Genomic DNA, 17,967 nt, shown 5'->3' on the forward strand with positions numbered 1-17,967 from the left:
CAACAAAACCCGTAGCGTCGCGACTATGACAAGGGATCGTCCGGTCTTTGGCATCATCCTGAGGCTTGGTTTCTGCATCATCGCACCGCTTGGCGATGCGACGGCCAAATTGTTGGGCGAAACAACTCCCGTAGGTACACTTGTTTTTGTACGCTTTGTCGTCCAGGCGCTGGTACTGGTTCCTTTGGTTGTTCTAAGCGGTCGCACTTTGCGCATGCGGGGCCGAATTCTCAGGCTGGCTTTCATCCGCACCGTTCTTCATATCATCGGCATCTCAGCCATGTTCAGCGCGTTGCTTTTCCTGCCGCTTGCCGACGCGGTCGCCATTGCTTTTGTGATGCCGTTCATCATGCTTTTTCTGGGTAAATATGTACTGGGTGAAGAGGTCGGATTACGCCGCCTACTTGCCTGTATTGTGGGCTTCGTTGGTACCCTTCTTGTTATCCAGCCCAGCTTTGCCGAGGTAGGCGCCGCAGCTCTTCTGCCGCTCATCGTGGCGCTGGTCTTTTCGCTGTTCATGCTGGTGACACGCCGCGTCGCCAAAGAGGTTAATCCAATTGCTCTGCAGGCTGTTTCCGGTCTTATGGCCACGACCCTTCTAGTGCCAATCCTACTGGCTGGAACCTTCGGTGGCGTGGACGCCGCTTCGCTAGTCATACCACATCCAGACAGCCATTTCCTGTTGATCGGTATCGGGCTTCTGGGAACTGTCGCACATCTGTTTATGACCTGGTCATTGCGCTATACCCCCTCTGCGACACTAGCTCCGATGCAATATTTGGAGATCCCTGTGGCCACTTTGTTCGGCTGGATCATATTTCACGACCTGCCAGACGGCATCGCGGCTATCGGCATCGCAATTACCATCGCTGCGGGCCTTTACGTCATTCTTCGCGAACGGGCCAGCGCCCGGTCTTTCCCGACAGAAACGCCTGCATGACCCGATCCAATGCCGCTCGCGGCACCATCACCAGTAGGCCCGGCCCATCCACTGTAAGCTCCACCTCCGACAGTGCACGATTGGATGTCCCAACGCGACCGTTCGGCTCTAGTACCAGATCGTCGATCGGCCATTCCAATCCTCGACTGCGACCCGTTACGCGCTGAAACGGGAATAACGAGACCACATCACCGGGCGTCAGCCCGAGCGTTATCCTGGGCGGTGCGTGAAACACGACTTCGCGCTCTCCCAACAGCAGGCAGGGGCGGTCTTGTAATCGAACCAATGCATTGAGCACCGCAAGCTGATGATCCAGCCTTCCTCCCAAAAATCCAACACCCAGCACCAAGGGTGTCTCGACGTTACGAAGTGCCTTGTCAAAATCCGTACTGTCCTGTTCGCGGATCGGGAACAATCGGTCCTCTGGAATCCGCTCACGATAACTGCCACACAGCGAATCAAAGTCCCCTATCACGGCGTCCGGTATACGCCCCGAATCCATCAGCGGAATCGCCCCACCATCTGCGGCCACGACCTTGCTGACGTTGGTTAGCGTCACATTTAGATCATCAGGACCGATTCGACCGCCGCCGACCAACGCGATTGGACTTTCAGAACGCACAATTGCTGTACTTTTCGACGATTGATCAATTTTTCCCGCTTTTGGACACATTGAGACCACAAAATGATAAGTTGATGCAGAGAGTTTCGAGCCACAGGTGTACCTATCGCAGTGTTAGGTGGCTCATGTAGTTTGTAGAGGACGTGCGTCTGATGGTACAGAATAACAAGGTATTGACCGTTTCTTACGGGACCTTCTCATGCACTTTGGAAGGCTTTGACGATTCCTTCGAGACGATGAAGGCGATCGCCGAGTACTTTCGTGACCTCGCCGCTGATGATCGCTACTTTGGTTCCGAGCCTCCGCAACCCGACACAGAGATGCTGACGCGTATCGCGCAACGGGATGTTTCGCGCAGGGTTGAAGCCAGCCGGAATGAGGCTGGATTGCTGATCCGATCCACAGAACAGGCCGCGGCGCAGTCGCACCCAACAACAAGCGCACCACAGCCGAGCGTCGTCGACACGCCTCCTGCCCCGCCCTCTGCTCAAGCGTTTTTTGCCGAGGCGGAACCCGTCGAAGATGCAGCAGCACCTGCGGCTGACAGCATAGCCGCCAAATTGCAGCGTATCCGGGCCGTTGTCTCTCACTCCGATGAAAATTCGGTCATCTACACAGAAGATGAAGATACGTCTCTTATGAAAAGCGCCGGACCTTCTGATGCCGTCGCTGCAGCCTTTGCTGCTGGCACATTGGATCCAGCAGATTTGGACGATGCCACCGCCGAGCCCAGTCCGCTTGTTGAAGCGCCAAATGTAACCGAGGAACCGGTCGAACCCGAAACAGAGTTCACTGCCGAAGTAGAAGAAACAGAGCTGTCGGAACTGGAAAACGAACCAGAGGCACTGGCAACAGACTCTTCAGAGGTTACCGACGAGGAACAGCCAGAAGACGAATCCACCCTGACGGGCGCCTGGTTCACGGATTTCGATGAAGATGAGGAAGACGCCAATATCCTCAGCGACGCCGAGCCTGACAATGACGTCGTTGCGGAGTCTGAAGATAACGTTCTTACCGAAGATGATGAGGTTGATCTGCTGGAAGAGATTGCCAGCGTGGAAACCATTTTGGCAAACCGCGCAGCCAAGGCGGATGCTGAGAAACTGGATATGGATCAAGATGTTTCGCGCCTGATGGACAAGGCCAGCGAGCGTCTGAACGACCCGAGCACCAGCGACCAGCGCGAAGCTTACACACACTTGCGTGCAGCCGTAGCTGCGACCGAAGCCGAACGCCATGTTGCAGCGGACACGCAGGAGGACAACAACGAAGGGGACTACCGCGAAGATATGTCCTCAGTCGTCAGCCCCCGCCGCCCGGAAACCGAAGTGACCACCGCGCGCCCAAGTAGCGACGCTAACGCGCCGCTGAAACTGGTGGCGGAACAACGTATCGACAATCGGGCCACTGAAGATACAGGACCGATTAGCCCCCGCCGTGTGAAGACCAGTTCCGCAGATGGCTCTACCGAAGAAGGCGGCTTTGCCCTGTTCGCCCAAGAGCAGGGCGCGCAATCCCTGCCTGACTTGCTTGAGGCGGCCGCTTCATATCTGTCCTTCATTGAAGGCCAGGAACAGTTCTCGCGCCCGCAGTTGATGAACAAGGTTCGCTCGCTCAAGCAGGACGACTTCAACCGAGAGGAAAGCCTGCGTTCATTCGGCCAGCTATTGCGGGACGGCAAGATTGAAAAAGCGGGAGGTGGACGTTTTTCGGCCTCGACCCAGATCGGCTTCCGCCCGGATGATGAGCGGGCTGCAGGTTAACCGCCAAGCAACTCGAATGATGATGGGTCAGAGGTAATTCTGGCCCATTTTGGTTGAACAAAACCTTTCACGCCTTTGTTTGAAGGTCGGAATCCCACACCTACATTGAGCTGCTATGCACAAATGCGCCTATCTCGGGCATTTTGTATTGTTCATGCCCAGTTCCATTCAAGCGGGGACGACCCCAGATTGAATTTCCAGAACGCTTTAGAGTTTACGACTAGCTGAAAATAATAAGCCAATTCACAATTTGGACACCGACGTCCTGACATCTCTGTTCGGGCTCTAACTCGGCACCAACGAATAGACTTTGTGTGAGTATCCCGTATCAGCCTACGCGATACTCAGCTGGCACATGTCAGACACGCGCATAGGTCCCGCCAATGACGCATTGCGGTTCTGACTTGGTCGCAATCGGAAACCGACCAACCTCAGTCAGATGACTGATCCGGGTCTTCCTTGCCGACACCTTTGAAGACGAACTTGAAGGGCAGTGCCCACAAGATGCCCAGCGCAACATAGACCAAAAGTTCCAGCCAAATCGGCGGGCGGTCAAGCCAGTTCACGACTGTCACCACCGCTACGATATAGACGGGCAGCCCAATCAGCAGAAGCACCAGCGACCATCGCCGCCGGGCTTTATAGCTGAGGCCGGGTTTGCCTTCGCCGCTCATCAGTCGGCAAACGGGTCGGTCACCAAAATGGTGTCTTCCCGCTCCGGGCTGGTGGACAGAAGGGCAACGGGGCACTCAATCAGTTCTTCAACGCGGCGCACATATTTGATCGCGTTTGCAGGCAGATCAGCCCAGCTGCGCGCGCCTTCTGTGGATTCGCTCCAACCGGGCATTTCTTCGTAGATTGGCGTACACCGGGCCTGCTGATCAGCAGCGGTGGGCAGATAATCCAGACGCTCGCCATCCAGCTCATATCCCACACAGATTTTCAGCGTTTCGAACCCATCCAGAACATCCAACTTGGTAAGCGAGATACCGTTTACACCACTGGTGGCGCATGTCTGGCGCACAAGGCAGGCATCGAACCAACCGCAGCGGCGCTTGCGCCCGGTGGTCGTTCCGAATTCATGCCCGCGCTCACCAAGGCGCTGGCCATCGTCGTCATCCAGTTCGGTCGGGAACGGGCCTTCGCCGACGCGGGTGGTATAGGCTTTGACAATACCCAGTACGAAATCAATCGAACCCGGTCCGATCCCAACACCCGTAGCCGCCTGGCCCGCGATCACATTGGACGAGGTCACAAACGGATAGGTGCCAAAATCGATGTCCAGCAGCGCGCCCTGCGCCCCTTCGAACAGGATACGTTTGCCTGCTTTGCGCTTTTCGTTCAGCACTTTCCAAACCGGAGCAGCAAACGGCAGAATTTGCAACGCGATCTCTTTCAACTGCGCGATAAGTGCGTCCCGATCAACCGGTTCGATCCCCAGACCTTTGCGCAGCGGATCATGGTGCTGCAATGCGCGGTCCACTCGGGCTTCAAGTGTCGCCTCATCGGCCAGATCGGCAACTCGTACAGACCGACGGCCCACCTTATCTTCGTAAGCCGGACCGATACCACGCCCCGTGGTCCCGATCTTGGTCCCCTTACTGGCAGCTTCTTCGCGTGCACGATCCAACTCGCCGTGAATCGGCAGGATCAACGGCGTGTTTTCGGCGATCATCAGCGTCTCGGGAGAAATGTCGACGCCCTGCGCCCGGATGGTCCCGATCTCTTTTATCAGGTGCCAAGGGTCCAGCACGACACCATTACCAATGACACTCAGTTTACCACCGCGCACAACGCCCGAAGGCAACGCGTGCAGTTTGTAGACCTCGCCATCGATCACCAGCGTATGACCAGCGTTATGCCCGCCCTGAAAGCGCGCGATCACGTCTGCCCGCTCGCTGAGCCAGTCGACGATCTTGCCTTTTCCCTCGTCGCCCCATTGGGCGCCGACAACAACCACGTTGGCCATATCCGGTCCTTTTTGCGCTGAATTACCAAACTCGGCTCGTATAACGAGGACAACGCGGCAGGGAAACCGGTAATTCGCCGCAGAATAGAACCGCGCCAAGCGCGGTGCCTCCGGCGGAGATATTTGGGGCCAGATGAAGAATGGATCCCTGCTTCATCTGGCTGTAAATATCTCGGGGGAGGCGCCCGGAACGGGCGGCGGGGGCAGAGCCCCCTTTTCTAGCTTTGCCTCAAATACACCGGCTGCCCGTGAGGTGTGGTCAGATAGGCCTCTTCCCAAGCCAAATGCAGGTTTCGCACGTCATCCGGCAAGGCTGCGCCCTGCTCTGCCAACAATGCCTCAAGCGTTTCCAGCCAGGCGTGGAAATAGTCGTCACCGCCGTCCAGTTCTCGCGCAAGACCGTTACGTTTGAGAGTTGCCGAAAAGCGAGACGCCCAATCAGACCAGTCAAACCGCCCTGCCTCGTTCAAGGCAACGGTTACGGCAAAAACTTGCGCGTGCCAGGGTTCGGCAAAAACCGGCTCGGGTGCAGTATGCGTGGTGCAGTCACTCATGCGGGCTCCAGATAACTTTGCCAGAGATCCAACACCACTTCATCACCGGGGTGTTCGGGGTTTAGCCAAAGCTCGGAGGCCGCAAAAACCACAGCGTAAAGCGGTTCTGGAGCCTCGCCCAGACCGTGTGCGTTGGAATCGGGCAGGACATGCGTACCGTGCTGCCTCACGACCTTTCCGGTCGCACCAGAAGCGTAAAGCGGTAGGCGCGTATGGCCACCATCAACCAGTCGGTTGGCTGCCGGACGCACCGTACGCACCTGTTGCCCGGCCACAAACTGCGCTGCAATGCTTGTGGGGCGGTCCGCAGGGCCTCCCTTGGACAGTGCTGCAGCGACATCCTCGGCCTTTAAGGCGCGTATCGCCAAGGGGTGCTTTGCGGAATCTCCGCTGCCACGCAGATCATCCGGAGTAAGCACACCTTTTTCGATCAGAAGATTAGTTAGCCCTGCGATCCATTTCTCATAGTAGGAAAAACGGCTGTAGTCTTTCGGTAACAAACATTCGCGCGCATGGCGCTTGATATCAATGTTCCACTGTCCCAGAAAATCTGACGCCACTGTTACAGCCAATGCGCGGCCGTGCCAGTCTTCCGAAAAAACCGGGCCGTTTTCGCTTTCGGGGATAACTGGCCCGTCGCCAAACCGGCCACCCATATCATGAACCCGAGTCATGCTGGCACCTTTGGCAGACCTGTACCAATCATGCTGTCGCGGGTCACCAAAGCGGCCAACTCCTCTTCATTCATCCCGTCTGTCCCAACGGGACGCATGGGAAGGATCAGGTAGCGAATCTCAGCCGTAGAATCCCACACACGCACCGACGTTTCGCTTGGTAAGGTCACGCCGAACTCGGCCAGTACCTTGCGCGGCTCGCGTACTGCGCGGGCGCGATAGGCATCGGATTTGTACCAGCCCGGCGGGATGCCCAGCAGAGGCCAAGGGTAGCAACTGCACAAGGTACATACGACCATATTGTGTTGTTGGGGCGTATTTTCGACCACCACCATATGTTCGCCCTGCCGACCATAGTACCCAAGGTCGGCGAGCACCGGCGTTGCATCTTCCAACAGCGCGGCCTTGAAGTCAGGATCTCTCCAGGCCTTCGCGACAACGCGTGCACCATTCTGCGGACCGATCTTGTTTTGATAAGTATCGATGATCTCATCCAGCGCTGCCGGATCAATCAGTCCTTTGCGGGTCAGAATCGTTTCCAGCGCTTTAACGCGTAGCGCGGGTTCTGGCGGCAACAGGGCGTGCGGGTGGTCGGGATCGTCATGAGGCATGGCCGCAGCCTGCGTCACCGATTACCCACCTGTCCAGTCTCTTTGATGTGATACCGCGCGTCACAGGTCATGATGTGAACTCCTCCCTTGCCCCCGATGGCAAACTTGCATAAGTACCTCGCGATACACGCCACGCTGTACAGGACCACCATGGAAAACGTCGTTCTCATCATCCACCTTCTCTTGGCTTTGGGCCTGATTGCCGTTGTTTTGATGCAGCGGTCCGAAGGCGGCGGCCTGGGAATGGGCGGTGGCGGCGGTGGTGCCATGACAGGCCGCGCGGCAGCGACGGCTCTGGGCAAGGTCACGTGGATTCTGGCGGCATGTTTTATCGTCACCTCGATCACGCTGACCATTCTGGCGGCTCAGAAGTCCTCGGGCAGCTCGGTGATTGACCGTCTGGGCGTTCCGGCCCCGGCTCCGGTCGAGGAAAGCACTCCGGAGGTTCCGTCGGCAAATGATCTTCTGCCTCCGGCACAGGGCGACAACGCGCCGCTGATTCCGCAAGCCGACTGATCCACAAAACCTAGAATTCAGAAAGAGAGCTGCAACAGCATCTTGCGGTTCTCTTGCGCTATTGGCGCGAATCCTTTATACGTGAAGTCCCGTGATGCAGCGGTTTTTCGGAACCGCCGGGCAGCTGATTTTGACGTCTCACGGGAGCAGCCGAACAAACATGGCGCGTTTTATTTTCATCACTGGTGGTGTGGTTTCATCCTTGGGCAAAGGACTGGCTTCGGCGGCTTTGGGCGCTTTGTTGCAAGCCCGGGGATATTCGGTGCGTCTGCGCAAGCTGGACCCCTATTTGAACGTTGATCCCGGCACCATGTCGCCATTCGAACATGGCGAGGTTTTCGTGACCGATGACGGGGCCGAAACCGATCTGGACCTTGGCCACTACGAACGATTCACCGGGGTTGCGGCGCGCAAGACCGACTCGGTCAGTTCGGGGCGGATCTATTCCAACGTGCTTGAGAAGGAACGCCGCGGCGACTACCTTGGCAAGACCATTCAGGTGATCCCGCACGTCACAAATGAGATCAAGGATTTCATCGCCATTGGTGAGGATGAGGTTGATTTCATGCTCTGTGAGATCGGCGGCACCGTCGGCGATATCGAGGGCCTGCCCTTCTTTGAGGCCATCCGTCAGTTTAGCCAAGACAAACCGCGCGGGCAGTGCATATTCATGCACCTGACGCTGCTGCCCTACATCAAGGCGTCAGGCGAGCTGAAAACCAAACCGACCCAGCACTCGGTGAAAGAGCTGCGGTCGATCGGTCTGGCCCCCGATATTCTGGTCTGCCGCTCCGAAGGGCCGATTCCAAAGAAAGAACGCGAGAAGCTGGCCCTGTTCTGCAACGTGCGCCCAGACAGTGTGATCGCCGCACAGGACCTGAGCACCATCTACGACGCCCCTCTGGCCTATCACAAAGAAGGTTTGGATCAGGCGGTTCTGGACGCGTTTCAGATCAGCCCAGCCCCGAAACCGGATCTGGCCAAGTGGGAAGACGTCAGCGACCGCATCCACAACGCCGAAGGCGAAGTGAAGGTCGCCATCGTCGGTAAATACACCCAGCTGGAAGACGCCTATAAGTCGATCGCCGAGGCGCTGACCCATGGCGGCATGGCCAACCGGGTCAAGGTCAAGGTTGAGTGGGTCGATGCCGAGGTATTCGACACCGAAGACGCGGCACCGCATCTTGAGGGATTCCATGCGATCCTTGTCCCCGGTGGCTTCGGCGAGCGTGGTACTGAGGGCAAGATCAAAGCGGCTCAATACGCACGCGAACATAAGGTGCCCTATCTGGGCATCTGCCTTGGCATGCAGATGGCGGTGATCGAAGCGGCACGGAACGCGGCGGGCATCGCCGAAGCCGGGTCTGAAGAATTCGACCACGAAGCCGGGAAGCGGCGTTTTGAACCTGTGGTTTACCACCTGAAAGAGTGGGTTCAGGGCAACCACAAGGTTGAACGCAAAGTCGGCGACGACAAGGGCGGCACCATGCGTCTGGGCGCGTATAACGCGGTGCTGGCCGAGGGCTCGAAAGTGGCCGAGGTCTATGGTGGAACCCAGATCGAAGAACGCCACCGTCACCGTTATGAGGTGGACATCAAGTATCGTGAAAAGCTGGAAAAAGCGGGCCTGAACTTCTCGGGCATGTCACCAGATGGCCGTCTGCCGGAAATCGTCGAATGGTCGGATCACCCGTGGTTCATCGGTGTGCAGTACCACCCGGAACTCAAATCCAAACCGTTTGACCCGCACCCGCTGTTCCGCGACTTCGTGCGCGCGGCCAAGGACAGCTCGCGACTGGTCTGACGGCAGATCAGTCACTGCATTGTGACGGCGGGCGCGAAAAAACCTGTACGCGCCCGCTGTTTCCACGGTTAACTGTCCTCGACCCAGCGACAGGAGACCGACATGTCCAACCAAATCACCAAAGCTGAAAGTTTTGCAGCCCTGCACAAGAAGGGCGATCCGGTTATTCTGTACAATATCTGGGATACAGGCAGCGCCGGGGCTGTAGGTGATGCAGGGGCCAAGGCAATTGCGACGGGCAGTGCTCCGGTGGCGATGGCACAGGGATTCGGGGATGGTCAGAACATCCCAATGGATGCGGCGCTGGACAATGCCCGCCGGATCGTCGCAGCGGTTGATCTTCCGGTGACGCTGGATTTCGAAGGGGCCTATGCCGAGGATGTGCTGGGTGTTGCCACCAACGCGCAACGCGCGCTTGAGACAGGCGTGATCGGTTTCAATTTCGAAGACCAGATCGTTGGCACCAGCGACCTGTATGACATTGAAACGCAAGAGGCTCGGGTCCGGGCCATGCGCGAAGGCTGCGATGCGGCAGGCATCCCGGCCTTTATCAACGCTCGCACGGATATCTTTTTGAAGGCCAAGCCTGAAACCCATGACGACACGATGTTGGACGAGGCGATTGCCCGGGCCCAAGCCTATGCCGATGCCGGGGCAAGCGGGTTCTTTGCACCGGGTCTTAAGAACGAAGGCCTGATTGCCCGCCTGTGCGAATCGACCGATCTGCCGGTCAACATCATTGCCCTGCCCGGCACCCCGGATACAAAAACGCTGGCGGGTCTGGGCGTGGCGCGCATCAGTTATGGCCCGATCCCCTATCGACAGATGCTTGGATGGCTGCAGGAGCAGGCAAAACAGGCGTTTCAAACGGATTGAACCAAGTGGGAATGGATCACGCTCAGCGTGTTTTCGCCTCGTCTGGCGGTCATTCGAACATTCAGTGTAATGACGGGTAGTCCGCGCTTGGCGGCCCTCAAATAATGAAATATCCTCGCGCTATGTTGAAGAAATTCTTTCAGGCCTTTCGCCCGCCACAAACCGACAACCTGCCCGACCCAGATGCCGAACTGGCCTTGGGCGCGCTCATGGTGCGCGTGGCGCAGGCAGATCGGGACTACAAGCTGGAAGAAATCAGCTTGATCGACCGCATCCTTGCACGGCTCTATCAGCACAACGCGATAGAGGCCGCCAAAGTACGGGCCACATGTGAAAAACTGCACGCCGCTGCGCCTGACACCGACACGTTCGGCAAGCTGATCCGCGAAACCACCGACTTGCACGAACGTCTGGCCGCCTTAGACGCCCTATGGGAGGTCGTCTTGGCCGATGGAAACTCGGACGAAGGTGAGATCAACATCGTGGAAGAGGCGCGCATCGCGATGGGCCTCAGCTTCAACGACAGCCAGGCCGCCCGTGAGCGCGTGCAAAGGAGCTTGGAAGAGCGATGACCCCCATCTATACCTAAGCCCATGTTTAGTGATTTCCTGTCCCGGCTCACGCAGCCTGCGCCCGACCCTCTGGCCGAAGATGACGCTCGCCTGGCCTTGACGGCCTTGTTGGTGCGCATTGCCCGATCCGACAACGATTACGCCGACAGCGAGATGGCCCGAATCGACAAGATTTCGGCCCAACGCTATGGCCTGTCTCCGTTCGAGGCCGCAGCCCTGCGCGCCCAGGCCGAGGATCTAGAAGCCGAAGCCCCCGACACTGTGCGTTTCACCCGTGCGATCAAAGAGGCTGTGGCTTATGACGACCGCCTAGCCGTGGTGCAGGCGATGTGGTCGGTTGCTTTGGCTGACGGCCACCGTACCGGCGAAGAGGATTCTTTGCTGCGGTTGGTGGTCAGCCTGCTCGGGGTCAGCGATGTGGACTCTGCGCTGGCTCGTCAGAAGGTTGCTAAGTCGTGATTGCGATGCTGGGCATGTATGACATGCCCGCGCTGCAGCCCGCGAATGATCGCTTTTGGACTTTGATTCGAAAACACTTGGGATTCGGCCCCGATAATCTGACAAGAGATGTCGATTTCTGGGATATCTGGCAATGCCCGGACCTGACCTTTGCCCAAACTTGCGGCATGCCCTACCGCATCCACCTGCGCGGCAAAGTGCAACTGGTCGGCACACCGGACTATGGGTTGGACGGGTGTCCCCCGGGCTATTACCGCTCTATCTTTATTGCCCGTCAGGGTGATCCTCGCGACCTCAGCCAGCTCTCAACCGGCACCTTTGCCTATAACGAGCGCCTGTCCCAATCCGGCTGGGCGGGTCCAATAATCCACCTTGAAGCGCTCAACCTCAGCCCCAATGCCACCCTGGAGACCGGCGGCCATGCAGTCTCGGCGGATACCGTGGCAGAAGGGCGCGCCGATTTTGCTGCGTTGGATGCACTAACCTGGGAACTGCTCAAGGAGCATTCCGACCTTGGCAAGGCCCTGCGCGAAGTGGAGGCCACTGTCCCTACCCCGGCCCTTCCCTATATCACCAGCAAGAACCAAGACGCGCACGCCATCACATGCGCCATTCGGGCTGCGATCACTGAATTGCAACCGTGCGACCGTGATTTGCTGCACTTGCGCGGCTTGATCGACATTCCGGCTACGGACTATCTCTCGATCCCCAATCCTGCCTGAAACTAGACCGGTCAGCTCTGTCGCTGATCGATTTGGCCAATACGCATGGTCAATTTGACGGTTTCAGTGCCCGATGGTGTCAATTGCGCATTGCATTGCCCCGAAATTTAAGCCCTATTACCGCACCAACACCGATAACACATGGGCCACTCGTGACAGATTCCACACCCGTAATCGAAATCAAGAACCTCCACAAAAGCTTTGGCCAACTCGAAGTGCTGAAGGGGGTCGACATTACGGCAAGGCGCGGAGATGTGGTTTCGCTGATCGGATCGTCCGGATCGGGTAAATCCACACTGCTTCGCTGCTGCAACCTGCTGGAGGACAGCCAGCAGGGCGAGATCCTGTTCAAGGGTGAACCCGTGCGCTGGTCGGGGGACATGTACAATCGCCGCCCCGCAGACCCGAAACAAGTCATGCGCATCCGCACCAACCTGTCGATGGTGTTCCAGCAGTTCAACCTGTGGGCCCACATGACCATCCTGCAAAATGTGATGGAGGCACCCGTCACCGTTCTTGGCCGTGACCTTAAAGAGGTCGAAGACAGCGCCCGTAAGTATCTGGAAAAAGTGGGAATCGGAGACAAGTGCGACGTCTACCCCGCGCAATTGTCCGGTGGCCAGCAACAACGCGCGGCAATTGCACGTGGCCTTTGCATGGAACCCGAAGCTTTGCTGTTCGATGAACCGACGTCAGCGCTCGACCCTGAGTTGGAGCAGGAAGTGATCAAGGTCATCAAGGATCTGGCCGCCGAAGGCCGCACCATGATTATCGTGACCCACGACATGAAAATGGCTGCTGACATCTCAAGCCACGTCGTTTTCCTGCATCAAGGCCTGATCGAGGAAGAAGGGCTGCCGGAAGATATCTTTACCTCCCCCGAATCTGAACGGCTTCGGGGCTTTCTCTCCGCCACAAAGGCGGCTTAAATTAACTTCAGGACAGAAAACAAACTGGGGAGTATCCAATGAAAAAACTGATTCTGACCACAGCGGCTCTTGCGCTCGGCGCTGGCATGGCCATGGCGGACACGATCCGTCTGGGCACCGAGGCTGCCTACGCACCGTGGAATTTCATCAACGACGCAGGCGAAATCGACGGATTCGAACGCGAGTTGGGCGATGAGCTGTGCAAACGTGCCAATCTGGAATGCGAATGGGTCAAGAACGACTGGGATTCGATCATTCCGAACCTGGTATCGGGAAACTACGACGCGATCCTTGCAGGTATGTCGATAACCGACGAGCGTGATGAAGTCATTGACTTCACTCAGAACTACACGCCACCCGATCCGTCATCCTATGTCGCCATGTCCGACGGCGTCGACCTGACAGGCGGCGTGATCGCAGCACAGACCGGCACCATTCAAGCGGGCTACGTTGCGGAGTCCGGCGCAACTCTGGTTGAGTTCGCAAGCCTAGAAGAAACACTTGCTGCTGTGCGCAACGGCGAAGCGGATGCAGTACTGGCAGATAAATCCTTCCTGGTACCCGTCACCGAAGATGGCTCAGGCCTGACTTTCGTCGGTGAAGAAGTTGCGCTGGGCGGAGGTGTCGGCATCGGCGTGCGGGAATCCGACGGTGACCTGAAAGAAAAGTTCAACGCGGCTATCCAGTCCATGAAGGACGACGGCAGCCTGAATGAGATGATCACCAAGTGGGAAGTGTCCTCGACCTTCTAATTTAACACTCTGCGGCGCGCCTGCCCCTAAGGCGCGCCCCATCTGAGCCCTTGCCAGTCAAAGAGGCCCGCCATTTTTTCGTTCTGTACTGATCCCGATACACTCGGCACGTTCCGCTGGTTCTCCTGCTATCTGACCAACGGTGTGCATTGGCTGTTCTACCTATCCTTCTTCAAGGTCTTACTGTTGCTTGCGATTACCGCACCGGTGGCATTGGGCTTTGGCTTTCTGGGGGCCATGGCAGCCCGGTCGCATTTCCTACCGCTCACCTTGCTCGGCAAAGGTTATATCGCCATCGTTCGGGGTGTGCCGGATATCGCCTTTTTTATGTTCTTCGTGATTGCATTGGATCAGGCGTTCGAATGGACCCGTCATAAGATTTTATGTCCCGAGTGGACTGACCCGATCCGTCAGGGCAACGACTTTATCGTGTGTCAGGCGGCCAAGCTACCGCTGGGCAGCTCACCCGAATGGGTGCACGAGACTTACGGCTTCTTTTTGGCCGTCATTACCTTTTCTATCGTTTTCGGCGCTTTCGCCGCCAATGTTCTGTTCGGCGGCATGCGCGCCGTGCCGCATGCTCAACTGGAAACGGCAGCAGCCTATGGCATGACCCGCCGCCAGACCTTCTGGCGCATTCTGGTGCCGCAGATGTGGGTTTATGCCCTACCCGGCCTGTCGAACCTGTGGATGGTGCTGATCAAAGCCACACCGCTGCTGTTCCTGCTGGGTATCGAAGACATCGTCTATTGGGCGCGTGAACTGGGAGCGTTCAAGAACCCTAAATTCACCCAATATCCACATGGCGACTGGCGCATGTGGTACTTCCTTGCCTTGCTTGTGTTCTATCTGGGCATGACCCGTGTCTCTGAAATTGGCCTTGAGCGGCTGATGCGCCGCCTGTCGCACGGTCAGGCGACATCGGGCGGAGAGCTTCTGCGCAAGGAGACCACGGCATGAGCTGTATTCAGACCATCCAGGACTATGGCCTGCGCTCGATCGGTATTGGCGAGCGTCTTCTGCCCCGCAGCGACTTTACCCTGTGCGAACAGTTCACCCTGATCGGCTCGGGCATGATTTGGAACGTGTATTTCGGGATCATGGCGCTGGCGACTGGGTTTTTCCTGGCCACGGCGCTGGCCTTGGGCAAAGCATCCACAAAGAAATGGCTGCGTAAGCCGTCGGAATGGTTCATCTTCCTGTTCCGGGGCTCTCCGCTGTTCATCCAATTCTTCTTTGCCTACTTCTTCTTCCTGTCGCTAAAGCAGAACTATCCATTCCTCGACGTGCTCACCTCCGCCTGGCTGGGCGCACTGATCGTATTGTTCTGCAATACCGCGGCCTATTCGGGTGAAATCTTCTATGGCGCGCTGAGGTCGATCCCAAAGGGCGATATCGAGGCTGCAGATGCATATGGCATGACCGGTTGGGCGCGCTTCCGCCGCATTATCTGGCCGACCATGCTGCGGCTGGCCTGGCCTGCCTATACGAACGAGGCAATCTTCCTGTTCCACGCCACCACGCTTGTGTTCTTCTCGGCCTTCCCGGTTTGGCAGCAACGGGGCGATGCGCTGTATTACGCGGGTTATTTCGCGGACAAGACATTCAACCCATTCATCTCTTACCCAATTCTGGCCTTCTACTTCATCCTGCTGACCCTGATGGTCATCTGGGGATTCGGTATGGTGAACAAGAGGTTGAACCGGCATCTTCCAGAAGCCAAGCGGACCAAGTTGAAGCTGAGACTGAATCTGGCGCGCTGAACACGGGCGCGCCAACCGTTGCTTGCACCACTGTCAACTGACATCGTAATCGGCACTGAGACCGGGGGCATCTGCCCGCTGTTCAGGATGATGAAAAAGAAGGATGGTACCGCCTCCCTGGCTTGAACAGGGGACCTCTGGATCCACAATCCAGCGCTCTAACCAACTGAGCTAAGGCGGCACTTGTGAGGGGCGATGTACCGAACGCGCCCGAGGAATGCAAGAGGATTAAAGCCGAATTCTCCAGCTTTGTTCGACAAGATTGACGCCAAAGGAATGCACCGGTTTGCTGTCCAGCAACTGCCAACCATTACGCCGATAGAGCGCGCAGGCGGCCCGATGACTTTCATGAGTCCAGAGCCGCATTTCCATGAACCCTACGCTGCGCGCAAAGCCTATACACGTGCCCAGCATGCGTTTTCCCAGCCCCTGCCCCCGCGCCTCTGGCACCAATAGAAAAAGCCGAAGCTTTGCGGTTCGCTCATCCAGTGCGACGCAGAAGATACTGCCCAAGTTTTGTCCCGCGCGTTCGGCGATCCAGCCCCTCTCTCGCGTCGGATCATGACTTGCGACAAAATCATCCAGTATGTCCTGAACCAAAGCACCGAACGAGGCATCAAACCCTTCATCTCGGGCATAGAGCCTGTCGTGCTGCTCAACCAGCCAGGGTACATCTGTGGCGCGAAAAGGTCTGATCTGAACGTCCTGCATACCTCAATTGACTGCAAAGGCAGCTTGATTCTCAACCCTTTGCGCGCTAGCACAAACGCTCAGTCCCGGAGGCGAACATGGGCATCAACACCGAACGCGACATTCAGGCCAACCTGCAGATCGGCCCCACCGATCAAGGCATGATACGGCTGTTCATCGAAGCCGATGGCATCGAGATTCCGATGGATTTCGACCCCGAAGAGGCCGAAGAAATTGCGGACGAAATCCGCGCGGCAGCTCAGGCGGCCCGCGCCGTAAAGCGCTGAACGTTTATAGCCGGGGATCGCGCAGCACCTGCAATCGGCGTGCGGCGTCGGCTGCAAATTTCTGGATCATCTTCTTGCGCCGTGCCGGAGCAACTTTGTCTTCCGGCGCCATCCGCACGATTTCGGCATCATAGGCATCGGCAATAATCAGGCCGGTTTCGGTCGGCAACAGATCCGTCGGGAATTCGGTATCTACAGCCCAAAAGAACCGATCGCACCACTCCAGATATCCTTGCCATTTTGAATCCGATTGATAGTCAGCCCGACTGGATTTGCATTCAACCACCCACAGTTCACCCTTCGGCCCCAGACCCATTACATCGACACGCAACCCTCGGGTCGGCACGAATTCCTCAACCGAAACAAAGCCATGCGTCAGCAAGTGGCGGGCGACGCCACGCGCCAGTTGTTGTCCGGGTTGAAGATCTAGTGTCATCTGGCGAATGTGAACAATTAGTGAACAAAAATCAAGCGCGGTGTCGCCCTTGACATGATACCATTTGGTACTACATAAACATGATACCTAATGGTATCTCTTATGGTGAACCACATGCAGGACCAAACTCAAAACGCGTTTCGCGCGTTGGCCGATCCGACCCGGCGCAACATTGTGCAGATGCTCGCCATGCAGGAAATGACTATCGCCCAACTGACTGAGCGGTTCGACATGACCCGCGCGGCAATCAAAAAACACCTGACCGTGCTGTCAGATGGCGGCCTGATTACCGTCGAGACACGCGGTCGGGAGCGCATCAACCGGCTGGAACCTCAGGGAATGGCGCCAGTCCTAGACTGGCTCAGATATTTCGACCAGTTCTGGGATGACCGCCTGAACAATCTTAAAGAAGCCATTGAAAGGAATGACACATGACACACACCATTCTGCAAAAAACGATCTTTCTGCGGGCCGACCCCGAGACGGTCTGGGACTATCTGACTGAACCTGACCGACTAGCCGAATGGTTTCACAAACCCAAACGCCCACTGACCGCGGGGCAAAAACTTGAGATGTTAGGGACGACCAGCGGCGATCTCCTGATTTGGGGCGAGGTGCGCGTTGCTCGGCCACCGGAGTATCTGGAGTATACATTTGCGGTCAAACCTATGGGTGACACTGTCAGCGTGGTCAAATGGATCCTGGAACCTGTTCCCGGCGGCACGAGACTTGGGCTACAGCATGAAGGCCTACCGCAGAGTGCTGACGCCTTTGGTCTCATCCTCTCGCTAGACAGCGGCTGGGATGAACATTTCGGCCAGATGCGCACTGCTTTGCACGAAACAGTTGACGCCTGACCCCTTGTGCAATCCCGCCGTACGCCCTACTTAAGCGCGTGGCGGGTTCTGCCCTTCTTGTGATTGGTAGCATTCTGGTGGCCTTAAGCAATTCCGAGGGGGCTGGCTCTGTTCAGGTCCTGGCCTGATTACCTGGCGCCCACCTGTACATACAGGTCCTCGGGAATCACA

At 57.2% G+C, this 17,967-nt stretch carries 23 protein-coding genes and 1 tRNA gene; 15 read left to right on the top strand and 9 right to left on the bottom strand.

All coding sequences use genetic code 11. From position 1 onward, the window contains the following. The first annotated feature begins 25 nt into the window (after positions 1 to 25). Positions 26 to 940 (top strand): DMT family transporter, encoded by a 915-nt coding sequence (locus tag ACR0D7_RS02365; protein ID WP_480677575.1) that lies wholly within the window; start codon positions 26 to 28, stop codon positions 938 to 940. Here the strand turns inward: ACR0D7_RS02365 and ACR0D7_RS02370 are convergent. Beyond that, the gene (locus tag ACR0D7_RS02370; protein ID WP_480677576.1) at positions 885 to 1,613 is read right to left on the bottom strand and encodes a thiamine diphosphokinase; all 729 of its coding nucleotides are present in this window, start codon (positions 1,611 to 1,613) and stop codon (positions 885 to 887) included. The two genes, ACR0D7_RS02365 and ACR0D7_RS02370, sit on opposite strands and share 56 nt — an antisense overlap. A gap of 101 nt (positions 1,614 to 1,714) precedes the next feature. Between ACR0D7_RS02370 and ACR0D7_RS02375 the strand changes: the two genes are divergently transcribed. Beyond that, positions 1,715 to 3,325 carry a hypothetical protein gene (locus ACR0D7_RS02375; RefSeq protein WP_480677577.1) on the top strand — a complete coding sequence of 537 codons (1,611 nt, stop codon included), beginning with the start codon at positions 1,715 to 1,717 and terminating at the stop codon, positions 3,323 to 3,325. 431 nt (positions 3,326 to 3,756) lie between these two features. Here the strand turns inward: ACR0D7_RS02375 and ACR0D7_RS02380 are convergent, their stop codons facing one another. The 5 genes from ACR0D7_RS02380 to nthA form a co-directional block, all read right to left on the bottom strand. Continuing rightward, positions 3,757 to 3,999, bottom strand: a complete 243-nt coding sequence (locus tag ACR0D7_RS02380) for a DUF2842 domain-containing protein (RefSeq protein WP_170381561.1) — start codon at positions 3,997 to 3,999, stop codon at positions 3,757 to 3,759. Continuing rightward, positions 3,999 to 5,294: an adenylosuccinate synthase gene (locus tag ACR0D7_RS02385; protein WP_170569355.1), complete on the bottom strand. Its 1,296-nt coding sequence runs from the start codon at positions 5,292 to 5,294 to the stop codon at positions 3,999 to 4,001. The genes ACR0D7_RS02380 and ACR0D7_RS02385 overlap by 1 nt, the downstream gene beginning before the upstream one ends. Positions 5,295 to 5,512: 218 nt before the next feature. Beyond that, complete coding sequence (locus ACR0D7_RS02390; protein WP_480677578.1) at positions 5,513 to 5,848, bottom strand: nitrile hydratase accessory protein; 336 nt, start codon at positions 5,846 to 5,848, stop codon at positions 5,513 to 5,515. Continuing rightward, a complete protein-coding gene (gene nthB, locus ACR0D7_RS02395; RefSeq protein ID WP_480677579.1) occupies positions 5,845 to 6,522 on the bottom strand; it encodes a nitrile hydratase subunit beta in 678 nt (225 codons plus the stop codon). Before nthB ends, ACR0D7_RS02390 begins: the two co-directional genes overlap by 4 nt. Further along, positions 6,519 to 7,133 (bottom strand): nitrile hydratase subunit alpha, encoded by a 615-nt coding sequence (nthA, locus tag ACR0D7_RS02400; protein WP_480678000.1) that lies wholly within the window; start codon positions 7,131 to 7,133, stop codon positions 6,519 to 6,521. Before nthA ends, nthB begins: the two co-directional genes overlap by 4 nt. Positions 7,134 to 7,283: 150 nt before the next feature. On the opposite strand from nthA, the gene secG reads away from it, so the two are divergent. From secG to ACR0D7_RS02450, 10 genes are all read left to right on the top strand, one after another. Beyond that, on the top strand, positions 7,284 to 7,649 hold the full coding sequence (secG, locus tag ACR0D7_RS02405) for a preprotein translocase subunit SecG (RefSeq protein ID WP_480677580.1): 366 nt from the start codon (positions 7,284 to 7,286) through the stop codon (positions 7,647 to 7,649). Between the two features lie 160 nt (positions 7,650 to 7,809). Then, complete coding sequence (locus tag ACR0D7_RS02410) at positions 7,810 to 9,453, top strand: CTP synthase (protein ID WP_170381564.1); 1,644 nt, start codon at positions 7,810 to 7,812, stop codon at positions 9,451 to 9,453. A gap of 102 nt (positions 9,454 to 9,555) precedes the next feature. Then, the gene (locus tag ACR0D7_RS02415; protein ID WP_480677581.1) at positions 9,556 to 10,329 is read left to right on the top strand and encodes an isocitrate lyase/PEP mutase family protein; all 774 of its coding nucleotides are present in this window, start codon (positions 9,556 to 9,558) and stop codon (positions 10,327 to 10,329) included. A gap of 122 nt (positions 10,330 to 10,451) precedes the next feature. Beyond that, complete coding sequence (locus ACR0D7_RS02420) at positions 10,452 to 10,901, top strand: tellurite resistance TerB family protein (protein ID WP_170381796.1); 450 nt, start codon at positions 10,452 to 10,454, stop codon at positions 10,899 to 10,901. Positions 10,902 to 10,922: 21 nt separating this feature from the next. Continuing rightward, a complete protein-coding gene (locus tag ACR0D7_RS02425) occupies positions 10,923 to 11,360 on the top strand; it encodes a tellurite resistance TerB family protein (protein WP_170569340.1) in 438 nt (145 codons plus the stop codon). A gap of 5 nt (positions 11,361 to 11,365) precedes the next feature. After that, a complete protein-coding gene (locus ACR0D7_RS02430) occupies positions 11,366 to 12,082 on the top strand; it encodes a phosphate/phosphite/phosphonate ABC transporter substrate-binding protein (protein ID WP_480678001.1) in 717 nt (238 codons plus the stop codon). 152 nt (positions 12,083 to 12,234) lie between these two features. Further along, the gene (locus tag ACR0D7_RS02435; RefSeq protein WP_480677582.1) at positions 12,235 to 13,011 is read left to right on the top strand and encodes an ABC transporter ATP-binding protein; all 777 of its coding nucleotides are present in this window, start codon (positions 12,235 to 12,237) and stop codon (positions 13,009 to 13,011) included. A gap of 38 nt (positions 13,012 to 13,049) precedes the next feature. After that, complete coding sequence (locus ACR0D7_RS02440; RefSeq protein WP_480677583.1) at positions 13,050 to 13,763, top strand: transporter substrate-binding domain-containing protein; 714 nt, start codon at positions 13,050 to 13,052, stop codon at positions 13,761 to 13,763. Positions 13,764 to 13,835: 72 nt separating this feature from the next. After that, entirely contained in the window at positions 13,836 to 14,723 is an 888-nt protein-coding gene (locus tag ACR0D7_RS02445; RefSeq protein ID WP_170381798.1) for an ABC transporter permease, read from the top strand. Then, on the top strand, positions 14,720 to 15,526 hold the full coding sequence (locus tag ACR0D7_RS02450; RefSeq protein WP_170569332.1) for an ABC transporter permease: 807 nt from the start codon (positions 14,720 to 14,722) through the stop codon (positions 15,524 to 15,526). The genes ACR0D7_RS02445 and ACR0D7_RS02450 overlap by 4 nt, the downstream gene beginning before the upstream one ends. A gap of 104 nt (positions 15,527 to 15,630) precedes the next feature. Here ACR0D7_RS02450 and ACR0D7_RS02455 read toward each other — a convergent pair. Together ACR0D7_RS02455 and ACR0D7_RS02460 are read right to left on the bottom strand one after the other, a co-directional pair. Continuing rightward, a tRNA-His gene (locus tag ACR0D7_RS02455) sits at positions 15,631 to 15,707 on the bottom strand. A 47-nt stretch (positions 15,708 to 15,754) separates the two neighbouring features. Beyond that, positions 15,755 to 16,237, bottom strand: a complete 483-nt coding sequence (locus ACR0D7_RS02460; RefSeq protein ID WP_480677584.1) for a GNAT family N-acetyltransferase — start codon at positions 16,235 to 16,237, stop codon at positions 15,755 to 15,757. Positions 16,238 to 16,314: 77 nt separating this feature from the next. Between ACR0D7_RS02460 and ACR0D7_RS02465 the strand changes: the two genes are divergently transcribed. After that, positions 16,315 to 16,503 carry a DUF6324 family protein gene (locus ACR0D7_RS02465; RefSeq protein ID WP_170381572.1) on the top strand — a complete coding sequence of 63 codons (189 nt, stop codon included), beginning with the start codon at positions 16,315 to 16,317 and terminating at the stop codon, positions 16,501 to 16,503. A gap of 4 nt (positions 16,504 to 16,507) precedes the next feature. Here the strand turns inward: ACR0D7_RS02465 and ACR0D7_RS02470 are convergent, their stop codons facing one another. After that, the gene (locus tag ACR0D7_RS02470; RefSeq protein ID WP_480677585.1) at positions 16,508 to 16,939 is read right to left on the bottom strand and encodes an MmcB family DNA repair protein; all 432 of its coding nucleotides are present in this window, start codon (positions 16,937 to 16,939) and stop codon (positions 16,508 to 16,510) included. A gap of 114 nt (positions 16,940 to 17,053) precedes the next feature. On the opposite strand from ACR0D7_RS02470, the gene ACR0D7_RS02475 reads away from it, so the two are divergent. Both ACR0D7_RS02475 and ACR0D7_RS02480 read left to right on the top strand, forming a co-directional pair. Further along, positions 17,054 to 17,374 (top strand): ArsR/SmtB family transcription factor, encoded by a 321-nt coding sequence (locus ACR0D7_RS02475; RefSeq protein WP_480677586.1) that lies wholly within the window; start codon positions 17,054 to 17,056, stop codon positions 17,372 to 17,374. After that, positions 17,371 to 17,796, top strand: coding sequence for an SRPBCC family protein (locus tag ACR0D7_RS02480; RefSeq protein ID WP_480677587.1), 426 nt, complete (start codon positions 17,371 to 17,373; stop codon positions 17,794 to 17,796). Before ACR0D7_RS02475 ends, ACR0D7_RS02480 begins: the two co-directional genes overlap by 4 nt. Positions 17,797 to 17,967 lie beyond the last annotated feature (171 nt).

It is taken from the genome of Ruegeria sp. BB7 (assembly GCF_056539365.1).